General features: G+C 60.1%; 20 protein-coding genes and 1 pseudogene. 14 read left to right on the top strand and 7 right to left on the bottom strand.

All coding sequences use genetic code 11. From position 1 onward, the window contains the following. Positions 1-103 precede the first annotated feature (103 nt). Positions 104-943 (bottom strand): annotated as a pseudogene (locus PSH66_RS30260) (cache domain-containing protein); the annotation flags it as partial. A gap of 341 nt (positions 944-1,284) precedes the next feature. Between PSH66_RS30260 and PSH66_RS23445 the strand changes: the two are divergent. Beyond that, a complete protein-coding gene (locus PSH66_RS23445) occupies positions 1,285-2,763 on the top strand; it encodes a helicase HerA-like domain-containing protein (protein ID WP_003175822.1) in 1,479 nt (492 codons plus the stop codon). Between the two features lie 4 nt (positions 2,764-2,767). Here PSH66_RS23445 and PSH66_RS23440 read toward each other — a convergent pair whose 3' ends face one another. Continuing rightward, positions 2,768-3,223 carry a DUF721 domain-containing protein gene (locus PSH66_RS23440; protein ID WP_003175821.1) on the bottom strand — a complete coding sequence of 152 codons (456 nt, stop codon included), beginning with the start codon at positions 3,221-3,223 and terminating at the stop codon, positions 2,768-2,770. Between the two features lie 305 nt (positions 3,224-3,528). Between PSH66_RS23440 and secA the strand changes: the two genes are divergently transcribed. The 3 genes from secA to PSH66_RS23425 all read left to right on the top strand — a co-directional run bounded on the left by secA (position 3,529) and on the right by PSH66_RS23425 (position 8,570). Further along, positions 3,529-6,264: a preprotein translocase subunit SecA gene (gene secA / locus PSH66_RS23435; protein WP_078825892.1), complete on the top strand. Its 2,736-nt coding sequence runs from the start codon at positions 3,529-3,531 to the stop codon at positions 6,262-6,264. Between the two features lie 124 nt (positions 6,265-6,388). After that, positions 6,389-7,606 carry a bifunctional glutamate N-acetyltransferase/amino-acid acetyltransferase ArgJ gene (gene argJ / locus PSH66_RS23430; RefSeq protein ID WP_305427721.1) on the top strand — a complete coding sequence of 406 codons (1,218 nt, stop codon included), beginning with the start codon at positions 6,389-6,391 and terminating at the stop codon, positions 7,604-7,606. 19 nt (positions 7,607-7,625) lie between these two features. Then, positions 7,626-8,570 carry a Nudix family hydrolase gene (locus PSH66_RS23425; protein WP_042945938.1) on the top strand — a complete coding sequence of 315 codons (945 nt, stop codon included), beginning with the start codon at positions 7,626-7,628 and terminating at the stop codon, positions 8,568-8,570. A gap of 129 nt (positions 8,571-8,699) precedes the next feature. Here the strand turns inward: PSH66_RS23425 and PSH66_RS23420 are convergent, their stop codons facing one another. From PSH66_RS23420 to PSH66_RS23410, 3 genes are read right to left on the bottom strand one after another with little or no spacing between them, the layout of a single operon-like run. Continuing rightward, positions 8,700-9,278: a cob(I)yrinic acid a,c-diamide adenosyltransferase gene (locus tag PSH66_RS23420; protein ID WP_141063349.1), complete on the bottom strand. Its 579-nt coding sequence runs from the start codon at positions 9,276-9,278 to the stop codon at positions 8,700-8,702. Positions 9,279-9,280: 2 nt separating this feature from the next. Continuing rightward, positions 9,281-11,317, bottom strand: a complete 2,037-nt coding sequence (locus PSH66_RS23415) for a HAMP domain-containing sensor histidine kinase (RefSeq protein ID WP_003175816.1) — start codon at positions 11,315-11,317, stop codon at positions 9,281-9,283. A 46-nt stretch (positions 11,318-11,363) separates the two neighbouring features. Next, entirely contained in the window at positions 11,364-12,281 is a 918-nt protein-coding gene (locus tag PSH66_RS23410) for a putative 2-dehydropantoate 2-reductase (protein ID WP_305427720.1), read from the bottom strand. A gap of 123 nt (positions 12,282-12,404) precedes the next feature. On the opposite strand from PSH66_RS23410, the gene PSH66_RS23405 reads away from it, so the two are divergent. Both PSH66_RS23405 and PSH66_RS23400 read left to right on the top strand, forming a co-directional pair. Beyond that, positions 12,405-12,890 carry a YajQ family cyclic di-GMP-binding protein gene (locus tag PSH66_RS23405; protein WP_003175814.1) on the top strand — a complete coding sequence of 162 codons (486 nt, stop codon included), beginning with the start codon at positions 12,405-12,407 and terminating at the stop codon, positions 12,888-12,890. A 136-nt stretch (positions 12,891-13,026) separates the two neighbouring features. Then, the gene (locus PSH66_RS23400) at positions 13,027-13,869 is read left to right on the top strand and encodes a mechanosensitive ion channel family protein (RefSeq protein WP_305427719.1); all 843 of its coding nucleotides are present in this window, start codon (positions 13,027-13,029) and stop codon (positions 13,867-13,869) included. Positions 13,870-14,053: 184 nt separating this feature from the next. Here the strand turns inward: PSH66_RS23400 and PSH66_RS23395 are convergent, their stop codons facing one another. Then, positions 14,054-15,376, bottom strand: coding sequence for an OprD family porin (locus tag PSH66_RS23395; RefSeq protein ID WP_141063345.1), 1,323 nt, complete (start codon positions 15,374-15,376; stop codon positions 14,054-14,056). 741 nt (positions 15,377-16,117) lie between these two features. Between PSH66_RS23395 and PSH66_RS23390 the strand changes: the two genes are divergently transcribed. Together PSH66_RS23390 and PSH66_RS23385 are read left to right on the top strand one after the other, a co-directional pair. Further along, complete coding sequence (locus PSH66_RS23390; RefSeq protein ID WP_003175811.1) at positions 16,118-16,543, top strand: HIT domain-containing protein; 426 nt, start codon at positions 16,118-16,120, stop codon at positions 16,541-16,543. 3 nt (positions 16,544-16,546) lie between these two features. Beyond that, positions 16,547-16,753 carry a SlyX family protein gene (locus PSH66_RS23385; protein WP_003175810.1) on the top strand — a complete coding sequence of 69 codons (207 nt, stop codon included), beginning with the start codon at positions 16,547-16,549 and terminating at the stop codon, positions 16,751-16,753. Positions 16,754-16,823: 70 nt separating this feature from the next. On the opposite strand, the gene PSH66_RS23380 is transcribed toward PSH66_RS23385, so the two are convergent. After that, entirely contained in the window at positions 16,824-17,426 is a 603-nt protein-coding gene (locus PSH66_RS23380; RefSeq protein ID WP_078734478.1) for a cold-shock protein, read from the bottom strand. Positions 17,427-17,777: 351 nt separating this feature from the next. Here PSH66_RS23380 and PSH66_RS23375 point away from each other — a divergent pair, with 351 nt between their 5' ends. The 6 genes from PSH66_RS23375 (at position 17,778) to ruvC (ending at position 22,644) form a co-directional block, all read left to right on the top strand. Then, positions 17,778-18,251 (top strand): Dps family protein, encoded by a 474-nt coding sequence (locus PSH66_RS23375; protein WP_003175808.1) that lies wholly within the window; start codon positions 17,778-17,780, stop codon positions 18,249-18,251. A 182-nt stretch (positions 18,252-18,433) separates the two neighbouring features. Beyond that, a complete protein-coding gene (locus tag PSH66_RS23370; RefSeq protein WP_003175807.1) occupies positions 18,434-18,775 on the top strand; it encodes a ribbon-helix-helix domain-containing protein in 342 nt (113 codons plus the stop codon). Between the two features lie 166 nt (positions 18,776-18,941). Continuing rightward, positions 18,942-19,163, top strand: a complete 222-nt coding sequence (locus PSH66_RS23365) for an FmdB family zinc ribbon protein (protein WP_003175806.1) — start codon at positions 18,942-18,944, stop codon at positions 19,161-19,163. Between the two features lie 108 nt (positions 19,164-19,271). After that, positions 19,272-21,047 carry an aspartate--tRNA ligase gene (gene aspS / locus PSH66_RS23360; RefSeq protein WP_021491234.1) on the top strand — a complete coding sequence of 592 codons (1,776 nt, stop codon included), beginning with the start codon at positions 19,272-19,274 and terminating at the stop codon, positions 21,045-21,047. Positions 21,048-21,184: 137 nt separating this feature from the next. Beyond that, positions 21,185-21,931: a YebC/PmpR family DNA-binding transcriptional regulator gene (locus PSH66_RS23355; protein ID WP_141063344.1), complete on the top strand. Its 747-nt coding sequence runs from the start codon at positions 21,185-21,187 to the stop codon at positions 21,929-21,931. A 188-nt stretch (positions 21,932-22,119) separates the two neighbouring features. Beyond that, positions 22,120-22,644, top strand: coding sequence for a crossover junction endodeoxyribonuclease RuvC (ruvC, locus tag PSH66_RS23350; protein ID WP_305427717.1), 525 nt, complete (start codon positions 22,120-22,122; stop codon positions 22,642-22,644). Positions 22,645-22,701: the final 57 nt, after the last annotated feature.

Here is a 22,701-nt window from a genome sequence, read left to right as displayed (position 1 = left end):
CGTTGACTTGCTCCGTGGCCGAGGACACCTCGCGGATGGAGGTATGAATACGTTCCACGAAGCTGTTGAACGCGTCACCCAAGGTGCCGAACTCGTCATGATTCTGGATGGCCAGGCGGCGCGTCAGGTCACCCTCGCCATCGGCGATGTCCTGCATGGCGCGGGTCATCAGGTGCAGCGGTTGCAGCAGGACGCGGATCAGCATGCCCAGCAGCGCGATGATGATCACGACCGCGATCACGGTGGCAATCACCGCTGATGTGCGGAATTTGCTGAGCATTGCGTAGGCTTCGTCCTTGTCCACCGATACCCCCAGGTACCAGTTCACCGAGGGCAGGCCTTTGATCTGTGTGAATGTGACGATGTTGTCTTTGCCGTTGGCCTGGACTTCGCTGAAGTCGCTGCTGATTTTCGGAGTGTTCTTCGGATACACATCGGCGAGGGTCTTCATCACCAGGTTCTTGTCCGGGTGGACCAGCACTTTGCCGTCGGCACTCACCAGGAACGCGTAGCCCATGCCGCCAAACTTCAGCGCGCCGATGTTATCCACCAGGGTTTGCAGGCTGAGGTCGCCGCCGACCACGCCCACGGCCTCGCTGGCCCGGGTGCTTGGGGTTGCGATGGAGATGATCAGTTTGCCGGTGGCGGCGTCGATGTAGGGTTCGGTCAGCGTTGAGCCATTGCTGGCCTGGGCGCCTTTGTACCAGGGACGAACGCGGGGGTCGAAACCGTCCGGCATCTTGGTGTCGGGACGGATGGTGAAGGCACCCTTGCTGTCGCCCACGTAGGTCGCCATGAATGAAGATGTCAGGGTTTTCTGATCCAGCAGGCTGGCAACGACAGCGGGTTCAGGGTTGATTGCGATGTTCTGTGCTGCGTTTTCCACCAGCGCGATACGCCCGCTCAGCCAGGTTTGGATACTGTTGGCGGTGACATCGCTCATCTCATGCAGATAACTATTGAGGTCGTCACGGATGGCGTTGCGTTGCAGGTAGTCGTTGTAGAGGGTAAACAGCGAAAAAGCCACGATCACGATAAGGGAGGCTGCAAGCAGGATTTTATGGCTGAAACGTAGGTTTTTATTCATGGCTTGTAGGGTCCGCTAAGGTCTTAATATCAATATCCAAGGCGCGCTCTTGTGGAACATGCCGAAGATTCGCGTCAAAAAAAGTTTGATATTTCCGTTGCTCCCTGTAGGAAGTATCCGAGCGTTTTTAGACTTTTATGGGTCTCACATCTGTTTTATCGACCTGGCGACACTAAAGATTAACCATGGGTGACGAAATGCCTGACTCCACGCAACTCCTTATCGGCGCCGACCTTGACGGCCAGCCCATCGCCCAGGCCATGCGCCTGGCCAATCGTCACGGGCTGATTGCCGGCGCCACGGGTACGGGCAAGACCGTCACGCTGCAGCGCCTGGCCGAAGCCTTCAGTGATGCGGGCGTGGCGGTATTCGCCGCTGATATCAAAGGGGACCTCTGTGGCCTGGGGGCCGCTGCCTTCCCTCAGGGTAAGGTGGCGGAGCGTATCGCCGGCATGCCTTTCCTGAATTACACGGCCCAGGCGTATCCGGTCACGCTGTGGGATATACACGGGGTGTCCGGCCATCCGTTGCGCACCACCATCAGTGAAATGGGCCCGTTGTTGCTCGGCAGTTTGCTGGAGCTGACGGACAGCCAGCAGTCGGCTCTCTACGCGGCATTCAAGGTTGCGGATCGCGAAGGCTTGCTGCTGCTGGACCTCAAGGATCTCAAGGCGCTGCTCAATCATCTGCGCTATCACCCGGAGTTATTGGGTGACGACGCCGCGCTGATGACCACCGGCTCCAGCCAGGCCCTGTTGCGGCGCCTGGCGGTGCTCGAACAACAGGGCGCGGAGGCGTTGTTCGGCGAACCGGCCCTGCAGCTTGAAGATCTCCTGCAACCGGCCAGCGACGGGCGCGGGCGCATCCACCTGCTGGATGCCAGCCGCCTGGTGCACGAGGCGCCGAAGGTGTACGCGACCTTCCTGCTGTGGCTGTTGGCGGAATTGTTCGAGCAATTGCCCGAGCGCGGCGATGCGGAAAAACCGCTGTTGGCACTGTTTTTCGATGAGGCGCATCTGTTGTTCGCCGACACCCCCAAGGCTTTGCAGGAGCGCCTGGAGCAAGTGGTGCGGTTGATTCGTTCAAAAGGGGTTGGCGTGTATTTCGTCACTCAATCGCCTGGCGACCTGCCGGACACGGTGCTCGCCCAACTCGGCTTGCGTATCCAGCATGGCCTGCGCGCATTCACCACCAAAGAGCAGAAATCCCTGCGCGCGGTGGCAGACGGTTTTCGGCCAAACCCGGCGTTTGATGCCTTGGCGGTGCTCACCGAGCTGGGCACCGGGGAAGCGCTGGTCGGAACCTTGCAGGAAAAAGGTACGCCGCAAGTCGTCCAGCGGGTATTGGTTGCGCCACCGCAATCGCGGATCGGACCGCTTACCGAGGCAGAACGCGTCGCACTGATCGCGCGTTCGCCCTTGCAGGGGCGCTACGACAAACCGATTGACCGGGAGTCGGCCTATGAGGTGCTGATGGCCCGCAAGGATTTGGGCCCTGCCGAAGACGCCACGCCGGTTGCCGAGGAGCCGAGCTTTACCGATAAGGCAGGGGCGTTTCTGGGCAGCGCGGCAGGCAAGGCGCTCAAGTCAGCGATGCAGCAGGCCGCCAATCAGATGGGGCGGCAATTGGTGCGTGGCTTGTTGGGGTCTTTGCTGGGCGGCGGCAAGCGCAAGTAGCGGCTCAGGTCTTGGGCTTGGCGTGGGCGGCCAGCCGCTCAAGCGCTGCGCGCAGGCCCGGATCCTTGATGCCATTGGCGGTGGCCTGAATGGTTTCGCCCGCACTCACCGATAAGTCGATGGTATGCCCGACCGCGCCTTGCTGGACGGTGGGGGGCTGTACCTTGAACTGGATGCGTGTGAGGTTGGCGAATTCATCAAAGGCCATCAATTGCCGCTGCAGGCGTTTTTGCTGGTAGCGCAGGCGGGTCGCCCAATGGCCATCGGTGACAATCAGCAGCAGGTTGCCTTCGCGCCAGGACGCTACATGGCAATGTTCGCGCGCGGCCGGTTGCAGTTGGCTTTCGAGCAGTCGCTGCAAATGGCCCAAGCGTTGCGCATGGCCAAAGATGGCTTTCAACGGCTTGGCTTCGCGAAGCAACGCGCCAGGAGCGCGGGCTGTAAGAGGGCGAAATGCCATTATTGGACACCTTAAGTAACAGAGCGGCCATCTTAGCAGAAAGCGCCTGCATGCCCCCAGGCAAAGCGTCAATGAGGCTTTGCCTGTCAAATCAATAGGTAACTTCTGCGCTCCATGGGTTGAAGTTCGCGCAAAAGCCCTTATTTTAAACAGGCCCTCTCACGGCGCCATGCCAGCATCTAGGAACAACGCCACTTTCCTCACCCACGATTCCGGGTAGAATGCGCGTTCGCATGCGGCCGTGAGGGCTGCTCGGGCCACTCACGGTGCGCCCTCCATCCCTATGTGTGGAAGAACCTGCCGATATGTTTGCGCCTTTGTTAAAGAAACTTTTTGGAAGCAAGAATGAGCGCGAAGTCAAACGCATGCTCAAGACGGTGCAGCTGGTCAATGCCTTCGAAGAGCAGATGGTTGCCCTGTCGGACGAGCAATTGCGCGCCAAGACCCAAGAGTTCAAGGCCCGCATAGCCAAAGGTGAAACCCTCGACAAGCTGCTTCCCGAAGCCTTTGCGGTCGCCCGCGAAGCCGGCAAGCGCGTCATGGGCATGCGCCACTTCGACGTCCAGTTGATCGGCGGCATGACCCTGCATGAAGGCATGATCGCCGAAATGCGTACCGGTGAAGGCAAGACCCTGGTAGCGACCCTGGGTGTTTACCTCAACGCACTGTCCGGCAAGGGCGTGCACGTGGTGACGGTGAACGACTACCTGGCTCGCCGGGACGCCAACTGGATGCGCCCGCTGTATGAATTCCTCGGCCTGACCGTCGGCGTCGTGACGCCGTTCCAGCCGCCGGAAGAAAAACGCGCCGCCTACGCCGCCGACATCACCTACGGTACCAACAACGAATTCGGATTCGACTACCTGCGCGACAACATGGCGTTCAGCATGGAAGAAAAATTCCAGCGCGAACTCAACTTTGCCGTGATCGACGAAGTCGACTCCATCCTGATCGACGAAGCCCGTACCCCGCTGATCATCTCCGGCCAGGCCGAAGACAGCTCGCGCCTGTACACCGAGATCAACAAGTTGATCCCGCGTCTTGAGCAGCACATCGAGGAAGTGGAAGGCGTGGTGACCAAAGAAGGTCACTTCACCATCGATGAGAAGACCCGTCAGGTCGAACTCAACGAAGCCGGCCACCAGTATGTAGAAGACATGCTGACCCAGATCGGCCTGCTGGCAGAAGGCGAAAGCCTGTACTCGGCGCACAACCTGGGCCTGCTGACCCACGTGTATGCCGGCCTGCGCGCCCACAAGCTGTTCCATCGCAACGTCGAATACATCGTGCAGGATGGCCAGGTAGTACTGGTCGACGAACACACCGGCCGCACCATGCCGGGTCGCCGTCTGTCCGAAGGCCTGCACCAGGCGATCGAAGCCAAGGAAATGCTCAACATCCAGGCCGAAAGCCAGACGTTGGCGTCCACCACCTTCCAGAACTATTTCCGCCTGTACAACAAGCTGTCCGGCATGACCGGTACGGCCGACACCGAAGCGTTCGAGTTCCACCAGATCTACGGTCTGTCGGTGGTGGTCATCCCTCCGAACAAGCCGCTGGCGCGTAAAGACTTCAACGACCTGGTGTTCCTGACCGCCGAAGAGAAATACGCGGCGATCATCAACGACATCAAGGACGGCCTGTCCAAGGGGCGCCCGATCCTGGTGGGTACCGCGACCATCGAGACCTCCGAGCATGTGTCCAACCTGCTCAACAAGGAAGGCATCGAGCACAAGGTCCTCAACGCCAAGTTCCACGAAAAGGAAGCCGAGATCATTGCCCAGGCCGGTCGCCCAGGCGCACTGACCATCGCCACCAACATGGCCGGTCGTGGTACCGACATCCTGTTGGGCGGCAACTGGGAAGTGGAAGTCGCCTCCCTGGACAACCCGACGCCTGAGCAGATCGCCCAGATCAAGGCTGATTGGCAGAAGCGCCACCAGGCCGTGCTGGAATCCGGTGGCCTGCAGGTGATTGCGTCCGAGCGTCACGAATCGCGCCGTATCGACAACCAGTTGCGTGGTCGTGCCGGTCGCCAGGGTGACGCCGGTTCCAGCCGCTTCTATCTGTCCCTGGAAGACAGCCTGATGCGCATCTTCGCCTCGGACCGCGTGAAGAACTTCATGAAGGCCCTGGGCATGCAGTCCGGCGAAGCGATCGAGCACCGCATGGTGACCAACGCCATCGAGAAGGCCCAGCGCAAGGTTGAAGGGCGCAACTTCGACATTCGTAAGCAACTGCTCGAGTTCGATGACGTCAACAACGAACAGCGTAAAGTGATCTATCACATGCGTAACACGTTGCTGGCCGCCGACAACATTGGCGAGACCATCGCCGATTTCCGTCAGGACGTGCTCAACGCCACCGTCAGCGCGCACATCCCGCCACAGTCCCTGCCTGAGCAGTGGGATGTTGCCGGCCTGGAAGCTGCGTTGAAGAGCGACTTCGGTGTCGACCTGCCGGTCCAGCAATGGCTCGACGAAGACGACCACCTGTACGAAGAAACCCTGCGTGAAAAACTGATGGCCGAGCTGCTGGCCGCGTACAACGAGAAAGAAGAGCAGGCGAGTGCCGAAGCACTGCGCACCTTCGAGAAGCAAATCGTACTGCGCGTGCTGGACGACCTGTGGAAAGACCACCTGTCGACCATGGACCACCTGCGTCACGGTATCCACCTGCGCGGCTACGCCCAGAAGAACCCGAAGCAGGAGTACAAGCGCGAGTCCTTCACGCTGTTCTCCGAGTTGCTGGATTCGATCAAGCGCGACTCGATTCGCGTGCTGTCCCACGTTCAGGTGCGTCGCGAAGACCCGATCGAGGAAGAGGCGCGCCTGCGTCAGGAAGCCGAGGCACTGGCGGCGCGCATGCAGTTCCAGCACGACGAAGCACCGGGCCTGGACGCGCCTGAAGTATTGGGCGAGGAGGTCGATGTGGCCCTGGCTCAATCGCCAGTGCGCAACGAGCAGAAACTGGGCCGCAACGAGCTGTGCTACTGCGGTTCGGGCAAGAAATTCAAACACTGCCACGGCCAGATCGAATAAGATTTTCGCCTGACGCTGCAACACCCCGCGCCGCGACCGGCCTCTGCCGTCGCGGCGTTTTGCCATTAATTCCCCCGTCGATAGCGACGGCACAGATATCACCTATTTTTTGAGGAGCGCATTCATGGCTGTTGGTCTTGGTCCTTTGCCCACGCTGCACCCGGTTGCCGGTTTTGAACTCGGTATCGCTTCTGCCGGCATCAAACGTGCGGGGCGCAAGGATGTAGTGGTGATGCGCTGTGCCGAAGGCTCGACCGTCGCCGGTGTGTTCACCCTCAACGCGTTCTGTGCCGCGCCGGTGATCCTGGCCAAACAGCGCGTTGCCGGCGCTATTCGTTACCTGCTGACCAACACCGGCAATGCCAACGCAGGCACCGGTGAGCCAGGTCTTGTTGCCGCCGCGCGCACCTGTGCGAAGCTGGCTCAACTGACCGGCGTGGACGCCAGCCAAGTGCTGCCGTACTCCACTGGCGTGATCGGCGAGCCGCTGCCGGTCGAGAAAATCGAAGGCGCCCTGCAAGCCGCGCTGGACAATCTATCTGTGGATAACTGGGCGGCGGCGGCCACCGGCATCATGACCACCGACACCTTGCCAAAAGGCGCGAGCCGTCAGTTCGTACACGATGGCGTGACCGTGACCGTGACCGGCATCAGCAAGGGCGCGGGCATGATCCGCCCGAACATGGCCACCATGCTCGGCTATATCGCTACCGACGCCAAAGTCTCCCGCGAGGTGTTGCACAGCCTGATCCTGGACGGCGCCAACAAGTCGTTCAACCGCATCACCATCGATGGCGATACCTCGACCAACGACTGCTGCATGCTGATCGCCACCGGCCAGGCCAACCTGCCGCAAATCACCGAGGCCAGCGGCCCGCTGTTCGCAGCGTTGAAGCAGGCGGTGTTCGAGGTGTGCATGGAGGTGGCCCAGGCCATCGTGCGTGACGGTGAAGGTGCAACCAAGTTCGTCACGGTCGAAGTCAACGGCGGCGGCAATCACCAGGAATGCCTGGATGTCGGCTACACCGTGGCCCATTCGCCGCTGATCAAGACGGCACTGTTCGCCTCCGACCCGAACTGGGGCCGCATCCTCGCCGCGGTTGGCCGTGCCGGAGTGCCGGACCTGGACGTGAGCAAGATCGACGTGTTCCTCGGTGACGTGTGCATCGCCAGCCGTGGCGCCCGCGCCGAGAGCTACACCGAAGCCCAGGGCTCGGCGGTGATGCAGCAGGAAGAGATCACCATCCGTATCGAACTGGGTCGCGGTGAGTGCAGCGAAACCATCTGGACCACCGACCTGTCCCACGAGTACGTGAAGATCAACGCGGAATACCGTACCTGAAGCCTGGAGGATGAGCGCGGTGAAACGAGTGCATGTAGCAGCGGCGGTGATCCGCGGTGTCGACGGCAGGATCCTGCTGGCGCGCCGCGCCGATACCCAGCATCAGGGCGGCCTCTGGGAGTTTCCCGGCGGCAAGGTGGAGGCCGACGAGTCGGTCGCTGTGGCCCTGTCCCGCGAACTGCAGGAAGAGTTGGGCATCCAGGTCACCACGGCGCGGCCGTTGATCAAGGTGCACCATGACTACCCGGACAAACAGGTGTTGCTGGATGTCTGGGAAGTCTCGGCCTTTACCGGCGAGCCGCACGGTGCCGAGGGGCAACCCCTGGAATGGGTGGCGCCGCGGGACCTGATCAACTTCGCGTTCCCGGCCGCCAACGCGCCGATCGTGGCTGCCGCGCGCCTGCCCGCCGAGTACCTGATCACGCCGGGCGAACTGGAAACCCCGACGCTGTTGCGCGGGATTCAGAAGGCTATTGCCGGGGGCATCAAGCTGGTCCAACTGCGCGCACCCAATGGCTACGACCCCAAATACCGCGACCTGGCGGTGGATGCGGTGGGCCTGTGCGCCGGCAAGGCACAGTTGATGCTCAAGGGACCGTTTGAATGGCTGGGAGATTTTCCAGCGGCCGGCTGGCACATGACCTCGGCCCAACTGCGTAAATACGCCAGCAAAGGCCGGCCGCTGCCGAAGGACCGCTGGTTGGCTGCGTCGTGCCACAACGCTGAAGAGCTGGCACTGGCGCAATTGATGGACGTGGATTTTGTCACGCTGTCGCCGGTGCAGCCGACCCGGACGCACCCTGATGCCCAGCCATTGGGTTGGGAGCAGGCGGCACAGTTGATCCGTGGGTTCAGCAGGCCGGTGTTTCTGCTGGGTGGGGTGGGGCCGGGTGAGCGGGAGCAGGCTTGGGAAGCCGGGGCGCAAGGAGTGGCAGGTATCAGAGCGTTCTGGCCGCAGGTTTGATGCTGTTCTGACTTGCCCTATCGGGAGCAAGCCGCTTCCCACATTCGACCGAGTTCCACCTTTGGAATGTGGACAAAATGTGGGAGGGGGCTTGCTCCCGATGAGGTCCTGTCATTCAGCTGAAAAATCTCAGTGTGGCTTGGCCGCCGCCTGCCACAAAACCTCAGCCACACCCTGGCGCCTGGCAATCACCCGCGCCGCCACAAACAGCAAGTCCGACAACCGATTGATATACGCCAACCCCACTCCCTCCAACGGCTCCACCGCGTTGAGGTGCTGACAGCGCCGTTCCGCGCTGCGCGCCAGACTGCGGCAGACATGGGCCTGGGCAATCAACGCGGAGCCTCCGGGCAGGATGAAGTTCTCCAGCGGCCCGACCTCTTCATTCCAGCGATCAATCGCCGCTTCCAGCCGATCCACTTCCGCCGCGCTCAACGCCTTGTACACCGGCATCGCCAACTCACCGCCCAGATCGAACAAACGATGCTGGCAAGGCGTAAGTACCTCGATCACGTCCTTGAGTTCAGGGTGCTTGCCGCTCTGCTCTTCAAGACCGGCGAGCAACAACCCCAGTTGGCTGTTCAGCGTATCGACCTCGCCGATAGCGTCCACCCGCGGGTGGTCCTTGGGCACACGGCGGCCATCACCCAGCCCGGTTTCGCCCCCGTCGCCGGTGCGTGTGTAAATTTTCGACAGGCGAAAGCCCATGGTCAGTGCTCCAGTTGGGTCGGTTCATAAGGCGGCAATTGGCTGCCGGCCAAGGGAAGGCGCAGGGTGAAGCAGGTGCCTTGACCAAGTGTGGAATGCACTTCCATCTGGCCTTTGTGGTTGTTGGTAATGATGAAATACGACACCGACAAGCCCAGCCCGGTGCCCTGGCCGATTTCCTTGGTGGTAAAGAACGGTTCGAAGGTGCGTTTGCGCACGTTCTCGCTCATACCGATGCCGTTGTCTTCCACCTGGATCTCGGCCCATGGCGGATTGAGGCGGGTGCGCAGGATGATACGCCCCGGTTCGCTGTCGCCTTCGCGCAGGTGAATGGCTTGGGCGGCATTTTTCAACAGGTTGAGCAGGACTTGTTCCAGCTCGTTGGCGGTGCCGGGCACGGGGCCGAGCTGTGGGTCGAACTGACGGATGATGGCCTGGCCCTTGAAGTCGAAGCCGATGGTCAGGTCGAAGTCGTTACCGGCAATTTCCACCGCCTGGTCGATCAGCGCCGGCAGGTCGCAAGGTGCCATCTGTCGGTTGCTGCGACGGCTGAAGCTGAGCATGTGGGTGACGATTTTGGCGGCGCGTGCCCCGGCTTGCTGGATGCCATCGAGCAGTTGCGGCACTTCACGCCCCTCCAGGTAGCGATTGACCGTCGCCAGCTCGATGCCTGCCTGTTCGGCATATTCGAGGTTCTTGGGCAAGTCGGCGGACAAGCGGCGGCGGATGTTCTGTACGTTATGCAGGATTGCCCCGAGCGGGTTGTTGATCTCATGGGCCATGCCGGCGGCCAGCCCGCCGACGGAGAGCATTTTTTCCGACTGCACCATCATTTCTTCCAGGGACAGGCGCTGGGTAATGTCGTCGATGCGGATCACCACGCCACGCCCGGCACCGCCCATCAGTGGATAGAAGGTCAGGGCGTAATGCTTGGGCTCTTCGTCCTTGATCCAGGTGACACGTTCGATGCGTTCTACCGTGTGTTGTTCGATCGTGGCCTTGATCTGCGGCAGGAACGGTTTGATTGGTTCGAAGGCGAGATAGATCGGCTGGTTCAGGGCCTCGTCCAGGCGCGTACCGGAAAGTGCGCTGGCTTCCTGGTTCCACTGGGTGACATAGAGCTGCTCATCCAGGGCGATCAGCGCCGAGGGCATCGAGTCGATGATGCTGTTCAGGTAATTCTGAAAACCGGTGAGTTTTTTCTCGATCTTGCTGCGGACCTGCACCTCCAGTTCCAACTTGCGGTTGGTATGGCGGGTCTCTTCGGCCAGCCCCTGGGCCTGGTCATAGGCGGCCTGGGAGTCGTCCCGCGCGCGCTTGAGTTGCTGCTCACGGGCTTCGATGCGCGACAGCATGGTATTGAACGCTTCGGCCAGGCTGCCGATTTCATCGCGGTTGCCACGGCCGGCGCGCAGGGCATAGTTTTCTTCACGGGTCACCTGGCGCGACAGTTCTTCCAGCTCGTGGATCGGCCGAGTAATCAGGCGCTTGATCTGCCGCGCGATCACCAGCCACAGCAGCACACTGAAAATCAGGATGCCGAGGCTGGCCGTCAGCGTGCCGGTATAGAACGCCACCGGCAGTTCGCTGCTGGCCACCAGCAACAGATGCCCGGACGGTTGGCCGACGCGGGGCAGGGTGATCACCTGGTTGCTGCGAAACTCGGTCACGCGCCAGGCTTCGATATGCCGGTAGTGATCCGGCAGATGCAGGCGATCACCGTGTTGCATCTGCGCCAGGCGGTTGCCTTCGCCGTCGTACAGGGCGGCAGCGCGCAGCGGCGAATAGCTGGTCAGCTCGTTGAGCAGCGCGTCGGCCTTGGCCGGGGATTCGAGGGCTTCGGCGGCAAGGGCCGGGTTGGACACCAGTCGTCCAATCGCCTGCAAGGCTTGAGGGGCCATGCTTTCCTGGGAGATCCAGTAGGCGGCGCTGATAAAGGTCAGGTTGGCCACCAGCAGTACAGTGGTCAGCAGTACCAGCAGGGCGGCCAGCAGTTTCTGCCCTACCGGTAAGTTTTCAAGACGCTGGCGCAGCGGCATCAGGGTTTTCCCAGGTGATAGACAGGTTGGCAGGGTAGCGCGTGCCTCAGTCGCGGGGCAATCCGCGTGCGGCCAACAGGTCGATCAAGCGCACCTGCAACTGCTGCAAATGCGCCAGCTTCAGTTGGTGACGAGCGGCCGCCTGGCAAGCATAGCCCAGCAAGTAGCTGATTTCGGTGCGGCGGGCGTTGGCCACGTCCTGGTACATGGAGGAGTAATTGGCGGCGGTGGCGTGGATCACCCGTTCCACTTCGTGCTGCAGATCCTGCGCGGCGGCGGGTTGGCCGCAGCATTCCAATAGTTCGCCGAGTTCGGCGCACAGGGTTGCCACTTCGCAGTGGTGGTCCTGCAACTCGCCGTTGCGGCACTGGTAAAGCACAGTCAGTGGATTGATTGCGCAATTGAGGGCCAGCTTGCGCCACAGTCGCGTCAGGATGTCGGTGCTCCACGCGTGGGGGATGCCGGCGGCGTGCAGGTCGTCCAGCCACAGTGGTGGGGTGGGGTGGCCCGCGTCCCCCAGCCAGGTGTAGCCATGACCGGCGAACACCACGCGCCAGTCGCCATCGCGAAATGCGCCCTCGGTGCTGGAGGCAAAGATGCAGCGTGCCTGGGGTAATTGCGCGGCCACCGCGTCCTGGCTGCCGAGGCCGTTTTGCAGCAGGATCAGTTCCGCGTCGGGCACCAGGCGATGTTGCAGCTGTGCGACAGCGCTTTGCGCGTCGTAGGCTTTGCACGCCACCAGCAGGCGACGGATCGGTTCCGGGCTGTCGGGCGTTTCGCCAACCACCGGGTAGGTGTGGGCGATGCCCTGTTCCACCAGGGTCAGGCCCGTGCTCGACTGATAGCTGGCCAGGCGCGCCTCATCGCGCAGGATCAACCGCACAGGCAGCCCGGCGCGGGCCAGGCGCGTGGCCCAGAGTGTGCCCAGGCTGCCGGCGCCGAGAATATGCCAGGTGGTCGACATCAGTGTGTGCTCCGTAGGGTCATCAGCGGTGAACGGGACGAAAGAACCGCTATAATGCCCCGGCATTTTAGCTCGGGCGCGCTCCATCTCTACTGAGCCCGCCCCTTATATTGGAGAAATCACATGCCTTCGTTCGACGTGGTATCTGAACTGGACAAACACGAAGTCACCAACGCCGTCGAGAACGCCGTCAAGGAACTGGACCGTCGCTATGACCTCAAGGGCAAGGGCAGCTTCGAGTTCAAGGAAAAGGAGCTGACCGTCAACCTGACCGCTGAAGCCGATTTCCAGCTGGAAGCGATGATCGAGATCCTCAAGCTGTCGCTGGTCAAGCGCAAGATCGACGCGCAGTGCCTTGAAATCAAGGACGCCTATGCCTCCGGCAAGCTGATGAAGCAGGAAGCCGTGCTCAAGGAAGGCATCGACAAGGAGCTGGCGAAGAAAATCGTCGCGCATATCAAGGATGCCAAGCTCAAGGTCCAGGCCGCCATCCAGGGTGAGCAGGTGCGCGTGACCGGCAAGAAGCGTGACGACCTGCAAGAGGCCATTGCGGCCCTGCGCGCCAAGACCTTCGACATGCCGCTGCAGTTCAATAACTTTCGCGACTGATGGCACTTTGCGGAACCTGCGGGCGTTTTTGACGTCCCACGCCGCAGAATCCGTGCCTACACTTGAGCCCTACGGGGCTCATTTGCGTTTTTAGGCAGTCAATAAAGCCGCACATCCGCCACACAGGAGAAGCTACATGGATTTAAACGCTGAAATGGATCACTTGATCAAGACCTCACAGTCGTGGATCCCGATGATCATGGAATACGGCAGCCGCGTGTTGCTGGCGCTGCTCACCCTGGCCATCGGCTGGTGGCTGATCAACCTATTGACCCACCGCGTGGGTCGCCTGCTGGCCTTGCGCAGTGCGGACCTGGCGCTGCAACACTTCATCACCAGCCTTGCGAATATCGCGCTCAAAGTCATGCTGGTGGTCAACGTGGCCTCGATGATCGGTGTGGCGACCACCTCGTTCGTTGCCGCGATTGGCGCGGCGACCCTGGCTATCGGCCTGGCCTTGCAAGGCAGCCTGGCGAATTTCGCCGGTGGCGTGCTGATTCTGTTGTTCCGCCCGTTTCGCATTGGTGATTGGATCGAAGCGCAGGGCACCTCGGGTACCGTCGACAGCATCCAGATCTTCCACACCGTGCTGCGCACCGGTGACAACAAGACGGTGATCATTCCTAACGGCAGCCTGTCCAACGGCATCATCACCAACACCAACCGTCAGCCGACCCGCAAGGTGGTGTTTGACGTGGGCGTGGATTATGAGGCGGATTTGCAAAAAGCTCGTGAAGTGTTGCTGGAGCTGGCCAAGGATCCACGCGTATTGACCGATCCTGCTGCGGTGGCGGTGGTTTCGACCTTGGGCGACAGCTCGATCACGGTTTCCCTGCGCTGCTGGACCAACACCCCGGATTATTGGGATGTAATGTTCATGCTTAATGAGCTGGCGCGTGATCGTTTGAAAGCGGCGGGGATTGATATTCCATTCCCGCAGCGGGTTATTCGTGTAGTGCAGGAAACGTCTGCCAAGTAATTAGCAATAATTCTCGATGGTAAACTTGGCCGATGAATCAAGTTTCGAGTCAAGGCTAAAAGATAGTTTGCTAGCTATTTAGTTAAGATGGTTGAATTGTCATTCTGTTGTAATAAAAAAACCGCGTACCTCAAAAGGTACGCGGTTTTTTATTTGTATTTAACCGGGATGGAACTCGCGGTTATTACAAGATGCTCAGCGGGTATTCAACGATCAGACGGGTGTCATTGTTGTCGGCCGAGTAGCCACTGTAGGCGCCGTTAGAGCGATACATGGCGAAGCGCAGACGGAACGACAGATCCTTGGCCGGGCCGCTTTGCATGACGTACTTGGACTCGGCGTTCCACTCGTTTTCCTTGCCTTCACCCAGACCGTTGGTCTTGATGTTGTCGCCTTTGACGTAACGGGTCATGAAGCTCAGCCCAGGAACGCCGTAGGTCGCCATGTTAAGGTCGTAGCGAGCTTGCCAGGAACGTTCTTCCCTGCCCACGAAGTCGGAGATCTGGATGGAGTTGGCCAGGAAGACCGTGCCGTTGCCGTCCACGCCGTAGTAGTAACCGTTGTCACCGCTGGAGCGTTGGTGAGCGAGGGTGAACTTGTGCGCGCCGACGCTATAGGCGGCTTGCAAGCTCCACACGTTGTTGTCGACCCCGGTGGTGCCGTCGCCGATCATGTCGACGAGGTCGCCGCGCTTGTCGCCGCGGGTGCGGTAGCCGTTGAAGTCGAAGTTCAGCGACTGGGTGTCGCTCATCGGCAGGGTGTAGTTCAGGTTGACGTACTGCTTCTTGAAATACTGATCAACGTCGGAAGCCGCGAAAGTACCGGTGAAGCTATCGGTAAATGCGTACGTCGCGCCGAAGATGTTGGCTGCAGTCAGGCCCTTGCCGTTGTCGAAGCCATCGGAAACACCACCGATGCTGTCGCGCCCCATGCCGGTTTGCTTGCTCAGGGCGGTGAAACGACCTGCGCTCAGCTCCAGACCTTTGATTTCAGTGGAGGTGATCATGGTGCCGGTAGCGATTTCAGGCAGCAGACGGCTGTCGTCAGTCGAGAACACAGGGCTGGCGACGGTTTGCTGACCATACTTCAAGACGGTGTCGGAAATGCGGAACTTGATGGCTGCGCCGCCCTTGGACTGAGTCTTTTCAGGGTTGCCATCACTGTCGTTGGCAAACAGGCCGTTACCGCGACGGCCCGAACCGCCGTCCAGCTTGGCCGAACCCATGACGAATGCATCGAGGCCAACGCCAACGGTGCCTTGCGTGAAGCCGGACTTGTATTGGAGCAACTCACTGATACCGGTATCTTGACGATAGCCGCTTGTGCCCGAAGAAGGGTTACTCGCCCCATTCTTGTAATCACGGTTCATGTATTCCATGCGAGTCTTGGCCGTGAGGCTCTGATCTTCGATGAAACCCTTGGAGTCGTCCTGGGAGGACGCCATTGCGAACTGCGAGGTGCCTGCTGAAACAGCCAGGGCGATCATGCTCCACTTCATCACGCGCATCGTGATTTGCTCCTTTGGTTTTCGGAAGAGTACTGCCGTCCCACCTGTATTTTTATCTGGGCGGCTCTTTCTTTTTTGTGTCGGCGCAAAGTTATATCACGCCGGCTCTATTGACGATACTTACCCATCTTTCCTTTCAGCTTCTTTACGAGGCTGTCGTAAACTGCTAGCTCCGTGTCGCAAATTCACAGCCCGAGTGTAGCCGGGCTGACAACTTCAATACTGTTTCAAACGCCTTTCGAAGTTTGAATCCTTCCTTGATCTGCATTGAAACGCTGCTGTTTCTTATCGCGTAACACCTGCTTCCCGCTGGGTGTCGTTGCCGACGATAGCGGGGTGAATGCAACAAGCGCGCCCAAACCGGTAATCAAATGTCATTTTTTCGTGAAAAATGTGATGGTCCTGTAAAAGCCGCATAAACACGGGCTTTTTACGCCGTTTGGTTTGGGCTTGACGCCCACGTGTTACTTCTGTTCGCACGTGCGAAAAACCTGTTCCGGTGAAAAACGTTACCGGTCCACCCCGTTGAGTGGGTAGTCGGCGGTTCTCTTTGAAGCACAAGTGGGTCATTTTGGTGCATCCCGGTGAGGCCCGAGTTAGCGTAGCTCAAATAACGATCTGCATCGAAAGGGTGCAGATTTTTTATCCAATTGCGCAGGTGTGTGTGCAATCGCCGTGAAGCCTTGGGCATTCAACGGTATGCTGGGCCCTGAACCTGACCTGCCGAATGGAGTGCCCGCGGTGTTCGCCCTAGATCAACGCCTGCAACAAGACACACTGGTCCTCGGGGACTTCCCGCTGTGCCGCCTGCTGCTGTCCAATGACTCGAACTACCCCTGGTTCATTCTGGTGCCGCGTATCAACGGTATCAGCGAAGTGTTTCAGCTGGGTGTCGCAGATCAACAAACACTGTGGCAAGAGACGACGACCCTGGCGCAATTGCTGAACGAAGGCCTGGGCGCCGACAAGATGAACATTGGTGCGCTGGGTAACGTTGTCAGCCAATTGCATGTGCATGTGATCGTACGCAAGCGCGATGACGCCGCCTGGCCGGCACCGGTGTGGGGCAAGCACCCGGCGCGGCCGTATACTGACGAGCAAGTGGCGGGCATCCGTGCACGCCTGCGCGAGCTGCTGCCCGCCGATTTCAAATTTACCCAGGGCTGAATCATGGACCTGCAAGCACGCGTTACCGACCTGGAAAGCCGCCTGGCTTTTCAGGACGACACCATCGAGACCCTCAATGACATTCTGGTTGCCCAGCAACGCGCGGTTGAACGTCTGCAACTGCAGATGACCGCGCTGCTCAAGCGCCAGGAAGAAATGGGCGGCCAGTTCGAGACGTCCGAAGAAGAAGCACCGCCGCCGCACTATTGATCGGCGTGCAATAAAAAACCGCGATCCAGTCAGCGCTGGATCGCGGTTTTTTTTGCTGCGAAGGCGGGTATCAGCGACGCGGCAGTGCCGCGATCACGTCTTCGGCTTGCAGGCCTTTGTCGCGATTCATCACGGAGAACTCCACGCGCTGGCCTTCCACCAGGACGCGATGGCCTTCGCCGCGAATGGCCCGGAAGTGGACGAAGATATCGTCGCCCGAATCACGGGAAATAAAGCCGAAGCCTTTGGACGTGTTGAACCACTTGACGGTACCGGTATCCCGATTGGTCATGTCGTAGGTTTGCGACGCGGCCGCCGGGGACGAGCGGTAGAAGCTGATGGCCAGGTGAAGAACGATGGCGACCACAGCGATCACCAGGCTGAGCAGGATGGCCGGGTGGCCGCCGACTTCAGGCATGGGTGCCAGGAGGGTGAGCGTTTGTACAACGACGGTCAGTACCAGCAGCGCGCTGACCAGGTTTTGCAGTTGATGACGGGTGCCTTTGTTCCAGTAAGGGATTACCGGGGCGAGCGTCAGGTTGAGAAGGCCGAACAAGGCCAGGTACAAAGCATCATGTTGTTGCAGGTAGGGCAGGCTTTCAGGCTGCAGGCTCGGGATAAAGGACAGCAGCAACGCTGCAACGCCCGTTAGCAGGTGGACGATTTTCAACATTTTGATTAACTCACGTTAAGACGGATCACAAGGAAGAGCTGACTGGCACGGTTCGCTTCTGAACAATGGGAGGCGCTGGGCACGTGCACGGGTATCAGCCTATGTCGCTTGCCGTGGACATTAACGACGGCGACACGCTGCCTATTTAACAGCAAAGGCCGTGCCTACTCAAATCAAGCCTTTGCGGGCGTTGCGAGGCTTCGGGCATTTCCAGGGCAAACGCTTGTCCTAGACAGGTGCGGACGATTTGCCGCACGTCGCCTGGGTGTGTCGGGCTGCGCATTGCCGGCGCTCTTGCTAGAGTGGGGCGGCACCTGGTCAATGAATGTTGCTCAATTGAAGGGGATAAACATGGCAATCGATATCGGTATCAGTGAAGAAGATCGCAAATCCATCGTCGACGGGCTTTCGCGTCTGCTTTCCGATACTTATGTGCTGTACCTGAAGACCCACAATTTCCACTGGAACGTCACCGGCCCCATGTTTCGTACACTCCACTTGATGTTCGAGGAGCAGTACAACGAGCTGGCGCTGGCGGTCGATTCCATTGCCGAGCGTATCCGTGCCCTGGGCTTCCCGGCGCCGGGTGCCTATTCGATCTACGCCCGCCTGTCGTCCATCAAGGAAGAAGAGGGCGTGCCCAGTGCCGAAGAAATGATCCAACAACTGGTGGCGGGTCAGGAAGCGGTCACGCGTACCGCGCGCGGTATCTTCCCGCTGCTCGACAAGGTCAGCGACGAGCCCACCGCCGACCTGCTGACCCAGCGCATGCAGGTTCACGAAAAAACCGCATGGATGCTGCGCTCCCTGCTCGAAGACAAGTAAGGCTTGCGCCTGAGCGGTGTCGTCCTGATGCCGCTCGCTTGTTTCTCCGTGTTTCCTGGCGTTGTCCTACAACTATCGACTCCGCGTCTTCTGGCTGTGCCCTCGCTTCCTGCTGTTTTATAGGTTCACCGCCCAATGGGAGCAACCCATGGGCAGCTGTTTGGCAATGGAGTGTCAGGTGTATGTCACGCGCAGTAGGTAATGGAGTGATGGAAGCCTGTGGTTTTCATAAGATAAAAGTCGATCCTTTCAGCAAGGGGTTCGACATGGGACTGGCCAGGCCATTGTCTCGATCGGTCAGGCTCAACGGGTTTTCAACGTGCCTGCGGCTCGAACAGATCTATTGGAATATCCTCACGGAAATCGCCAGGATCAACGCGTGCTCAGTCAGCGCGTTGTTGTCTTACGTCGATCGGGAAGTGCACTTGCGTTACGGCGGGGTGAAGAACTTCAGTGGGCTGGTCAGGGTGGTGTGCGTGGTTCACGTCCTCACAGGCCGTGTCGCCTCGCCCAACCCCGAGTAATCGGGGCGCTCCGGGGCCGGCTCGCAGCACAGGCGGGCAAGGCTCCGGTCAGAAAGCCGGCTGCGCTGCCTCGATTTACCAGATATAATCCCGCGCTTTGCCGCGCATGTGCTCAACCTTTGGGGCCGGCGTGGCGCAGTAACGATCTGATCGCCGAGACATCGCCATGCCCATGTACGATTATCAATGTGCTTCCTGTGGTCATCAGTTGGAAGCCATCCAGAAGATCAGCGCAGCGCCGCTGGTCGATTGCCCGGCCTGCAAGGCCCCTGAGCTCAAGAAGAGCTTGTCCATGCCGGGCTTTCGCCTGAGCGGCAGCGGCTGGTACGAGACCGACTTCAAGACCGGCTCCAAGAAGAATCTGGCGGGCGGCGATAAAGCAGACTGAGTTGAACTCAACGCGCAGGCTCCTGCATTATCCGTCCCCTGCTTAACTGTACGGTGACGAGGCACGCCTGCCACCGAATTTCGAATTACGAGAAGTGAAACCACGACCATGATGCGCAGCCACTATTGCGGCCAACTGAACGAGACCCTGGAAGGTCAGGAAATTACCCTTTGCGGATGGGTTCACCGTCGCCGCGACCACGGCGGGGTGATCTTCCTCGATATCCGTGATCGTGATGGTCTGGCCCAGGTGGTGTTCGACCCGGACCGCGCCGAGAGTTTCGCCGCCGCCGACCGCGTGCGCAGCGAATACGTGGTGAAGATCACCGGCAAGGTGCGCCTGCGTCCGGCCGGTGCCGTGAACAAGAACATGGCCTCCGGCGGTATCGAGGTGCTTGGCTACGAGCTGGAAGTGTTGAACGAGTCGGAAACCCCGCCGTTCCCGCTTAACGAATACTCCGACGTGGGCGAAGAAACCCGCCTGCGCTACCGCTTCCTGGACCTGCGTCGTCCGGAAATGGCCGAGAAGCTGCGCCTGCGTTCGCGCATGACCACCAGCATCCGCCGCTTCCTCGACGAGAACGGCTTCCTCGACGTCGAAACGCCGATCCTCACCCGGGCCACCCCGGAAGGCGCGCGTGACTACCTGGTGCCGAGCCGTACCCACGCCGGTTCGTTCTTCGCGCTGCCGCAATCGCCGCAGCTGTTCAAGCAACTGCTGATGGTGGCCGGCTTCGACCGTTACTACCAGATCGCCAAGTGCTTTCGCGATGAAGACCTGCGCGCCGACCGCCAGCCCGAATTCACCCAGATCGACATCGAGACCAGCTTCCTCGATGAAAAAGAGATCATGGGCCTGACCGAGCAGATGATCCGCAACCTGTTCAAGGAAGTGCTGGACCTGGAATTCGGTGACTTCCCGCACATGACCTTCGAAGAAGCCATGCGCCGCTACGGTTCCGACAAGCCAGACCTGCGTAACCCGCTGGAACTGGTGGACGTGGCCGACCAGTTGAAAGAAGTCGACTTCAAGGTGTTCAGCGGCCCGGCCAATGATCCTAAATGCCGCATCGCCGCCCTGCGCGTGCCTGGCGGCGCGAGCATGCCGCGCAAGCAGATCGACGACTACACCAAGTTCGTCGGCATCTACGGTGCCAAGGGCCTGGCGTACATCAAGGTCAACGAGCGCGCCAACGGTGTTGACGGCCTGCAATCGCCGATCGTCAAGAACATCCCGCTGGACAACCTGAACGCGATCCTCGATCGCGTCGGTGCGGTCGATGGCGATATCGTGTTCTTCGGGGCCGACAAAGCCAAGATCGTCAGCGAGGCCCTGGGCGCGCTGCGCATCAAGCTCGGTCACGACCTGAACCTGCTGACCTGCGAATGGGCGCCGATGTGGGTGGTTGACTTCCCGATGTTCGAAGAGAACGACGACGGCAGCTTCAGCGCCTTGCACCACCCGTTCACCGCGCCGAAGTGCTCCCCGGCCGAGTTGGAAGCCAACCCGGCAGGCGCGCTGTCCCGTGCGTACGACATGGTGCTCAACGGCACCGAGCTGGGTGGCGGTTCGATCCGTATCCACCGCAAAGAGATGCAGCAAGCGGTCTTCCGCCTGCTGGGCATCAACGAAGCGGAACAGGAAGAGAAATTCGGCTTCCTGCTCGACGCCCTGAAATACGGCGCACCGCCGCACGGTGGCCTGGCGTTTGGCCTGGACCGTCTGGTCATGCTGATGACCGGCGCCCAGTCGATCCGTGAAGTGATCGCCTTCCCGAAAACCCAGAGTGCCGCGGACGTCATGACCCAGGCTCCGGGTGTAGTGGATGCCAAGGCGCTGCGTGAACTGCACATCCGTCTGCGCGAGACGCCGAAGGCTGAGTAAGGCTGCTGCATGAAAGCGCGAGTAAGATTGTAGGCAGTCAAAAAGGCGCATCTTCGGATGCGCCTTTGCGTTACAAGGGGTGCATCCCGCTTGGGGCGGGATTGATAAGGTTTCTATAAGAATTTCGGAGTTGTGTTATGGCTGGCCATTCCAAGTGGGCGAACATCAAGCACCGCAAAGAGCGTCAGGATGCCAAGAAAGGCAAGATTTTCACCAAGTGGATCCGCGAGCTGACCGTCGCCGCTCGCCAGGGCGGTGGTGACCCAGGCTCCAACCCGCGTCTGCGCCTGGCGCTGGACAAGGCCCTCGGCGCCAACATGAGCCGCGACATCATCGATCGCGCCGTGGCCCGTGGCGCCGGCGCGGCCGACACCGACGACATGGTCGAGCTGACCTACGAGGGCTACGGCCCCGGCGGTGTGGCGGTGATGGTCGAGTGCATGACCGACAACCGCAACCGTACCGCTGCCGCCGTGCGCCATGCGTTCAGCAAATGTGGCGGCAACCTCGGCACCGACGGTTCGGTGGCCTACCTGTTCGAACGCAAGGGGCAGATTTCCTTTGCGCCGGGCACCGATGAAGACGCCCTGATGGAAGCGGCGATGGAGGCCGATGCCGACGACGTAGTGACCAACGACGACGGCTCCATCGATGTGTTTACCTCGTTCGCCAGCTTCTATGCGGTACGTAACGCCCTGGAGACCGCCGGTTTCAAGGGCACCGACGCGGAAATCGTGATGCTGCCGACCACCAGTGCCGAACTCGACCTGGACGGCGCGCAGAAGGTGTTGAAAATGCTGGATATGCTCGAAGACCTGGATGATGTACAGAACGTGTATTCAAATGCCGACATTCCAGAGTCAGTGGCCGAACAGCTAGGCTGAAGTGCGATGTGGATTAATTGTGGGAGGGGGCAAGCCCTAATGCCAGTCACTTAAGGGACAACACTGTATCTGTGGCGAGGGAGCTTTTTACCCCTTCAAAGCCTTAACTGACTGGCATTAGGGCTTGCCCCCTCCCACATTGGATCTTCTGTGTATCAAAAAATGTGTTTACCCAACCCGCAGGCGTTATGACTTTAATCCTAGGTATCGACCCCGGTTCGCGCATCACCGGTTTTGGCGTGGTGCAACACACCCCGCGCGGCTGCGTCTACGTCGCCTCGGGCTGCATCCGTACCGGCGCGGGCGAGCTGGCCGAGCGTTTGCAGATTGTGTATCGCGGTGTGCGTGAGGTGATCCAGATCTACGGCCCGGTGACCATGGGCATCGAGAAAGTATTCATGGCCAAGAACGCCGACTCGGCGCTGAAACTGGGTCAGGCCCGTGGCGCGGCGATTGTCGCCGGAGCCGAGGAGGGCATGGAAATCGCCGAATACACCGCGACCCAGGTCAAGCAGGCCGTGGTCGGCACCGGTGCGGCCAATAAAGAACAGGTGCAGATGATGGTCATGCACATGCTCAAGCTCACCTCAAAGCCACAGATCGACGCCTCCGACGCCCTGGCCATCGCCATTTGCCATGCGCACACCCGTTCCAGCCTGCTGCCACATGGCTTGGGCACGGCACGCAGTCGTGGCGGGCGGCTGCGTCTCTGATAGCATCAGCGCAATCGTTATGTCGGGTCAGGCCTTGATCTGACCCCAAGTTTTAAG

Source organism: Pseudomonas sp. FP597 (genome assembly GCF_030687435.1).
Classification (GTDB): domain Bacteria; phylum Pseudomonadota; class Gammaproteobacteria; order Pseudomonadales; family Pseudomonadaceae; genus Aquipseudomonas; species Aquipseudomonas lactucae.
The sequence above is the reverse complement of the archived record's forward strand: the minus strand, read 5'-3'. Positions and strand labels throughout refer to the sequence as shown.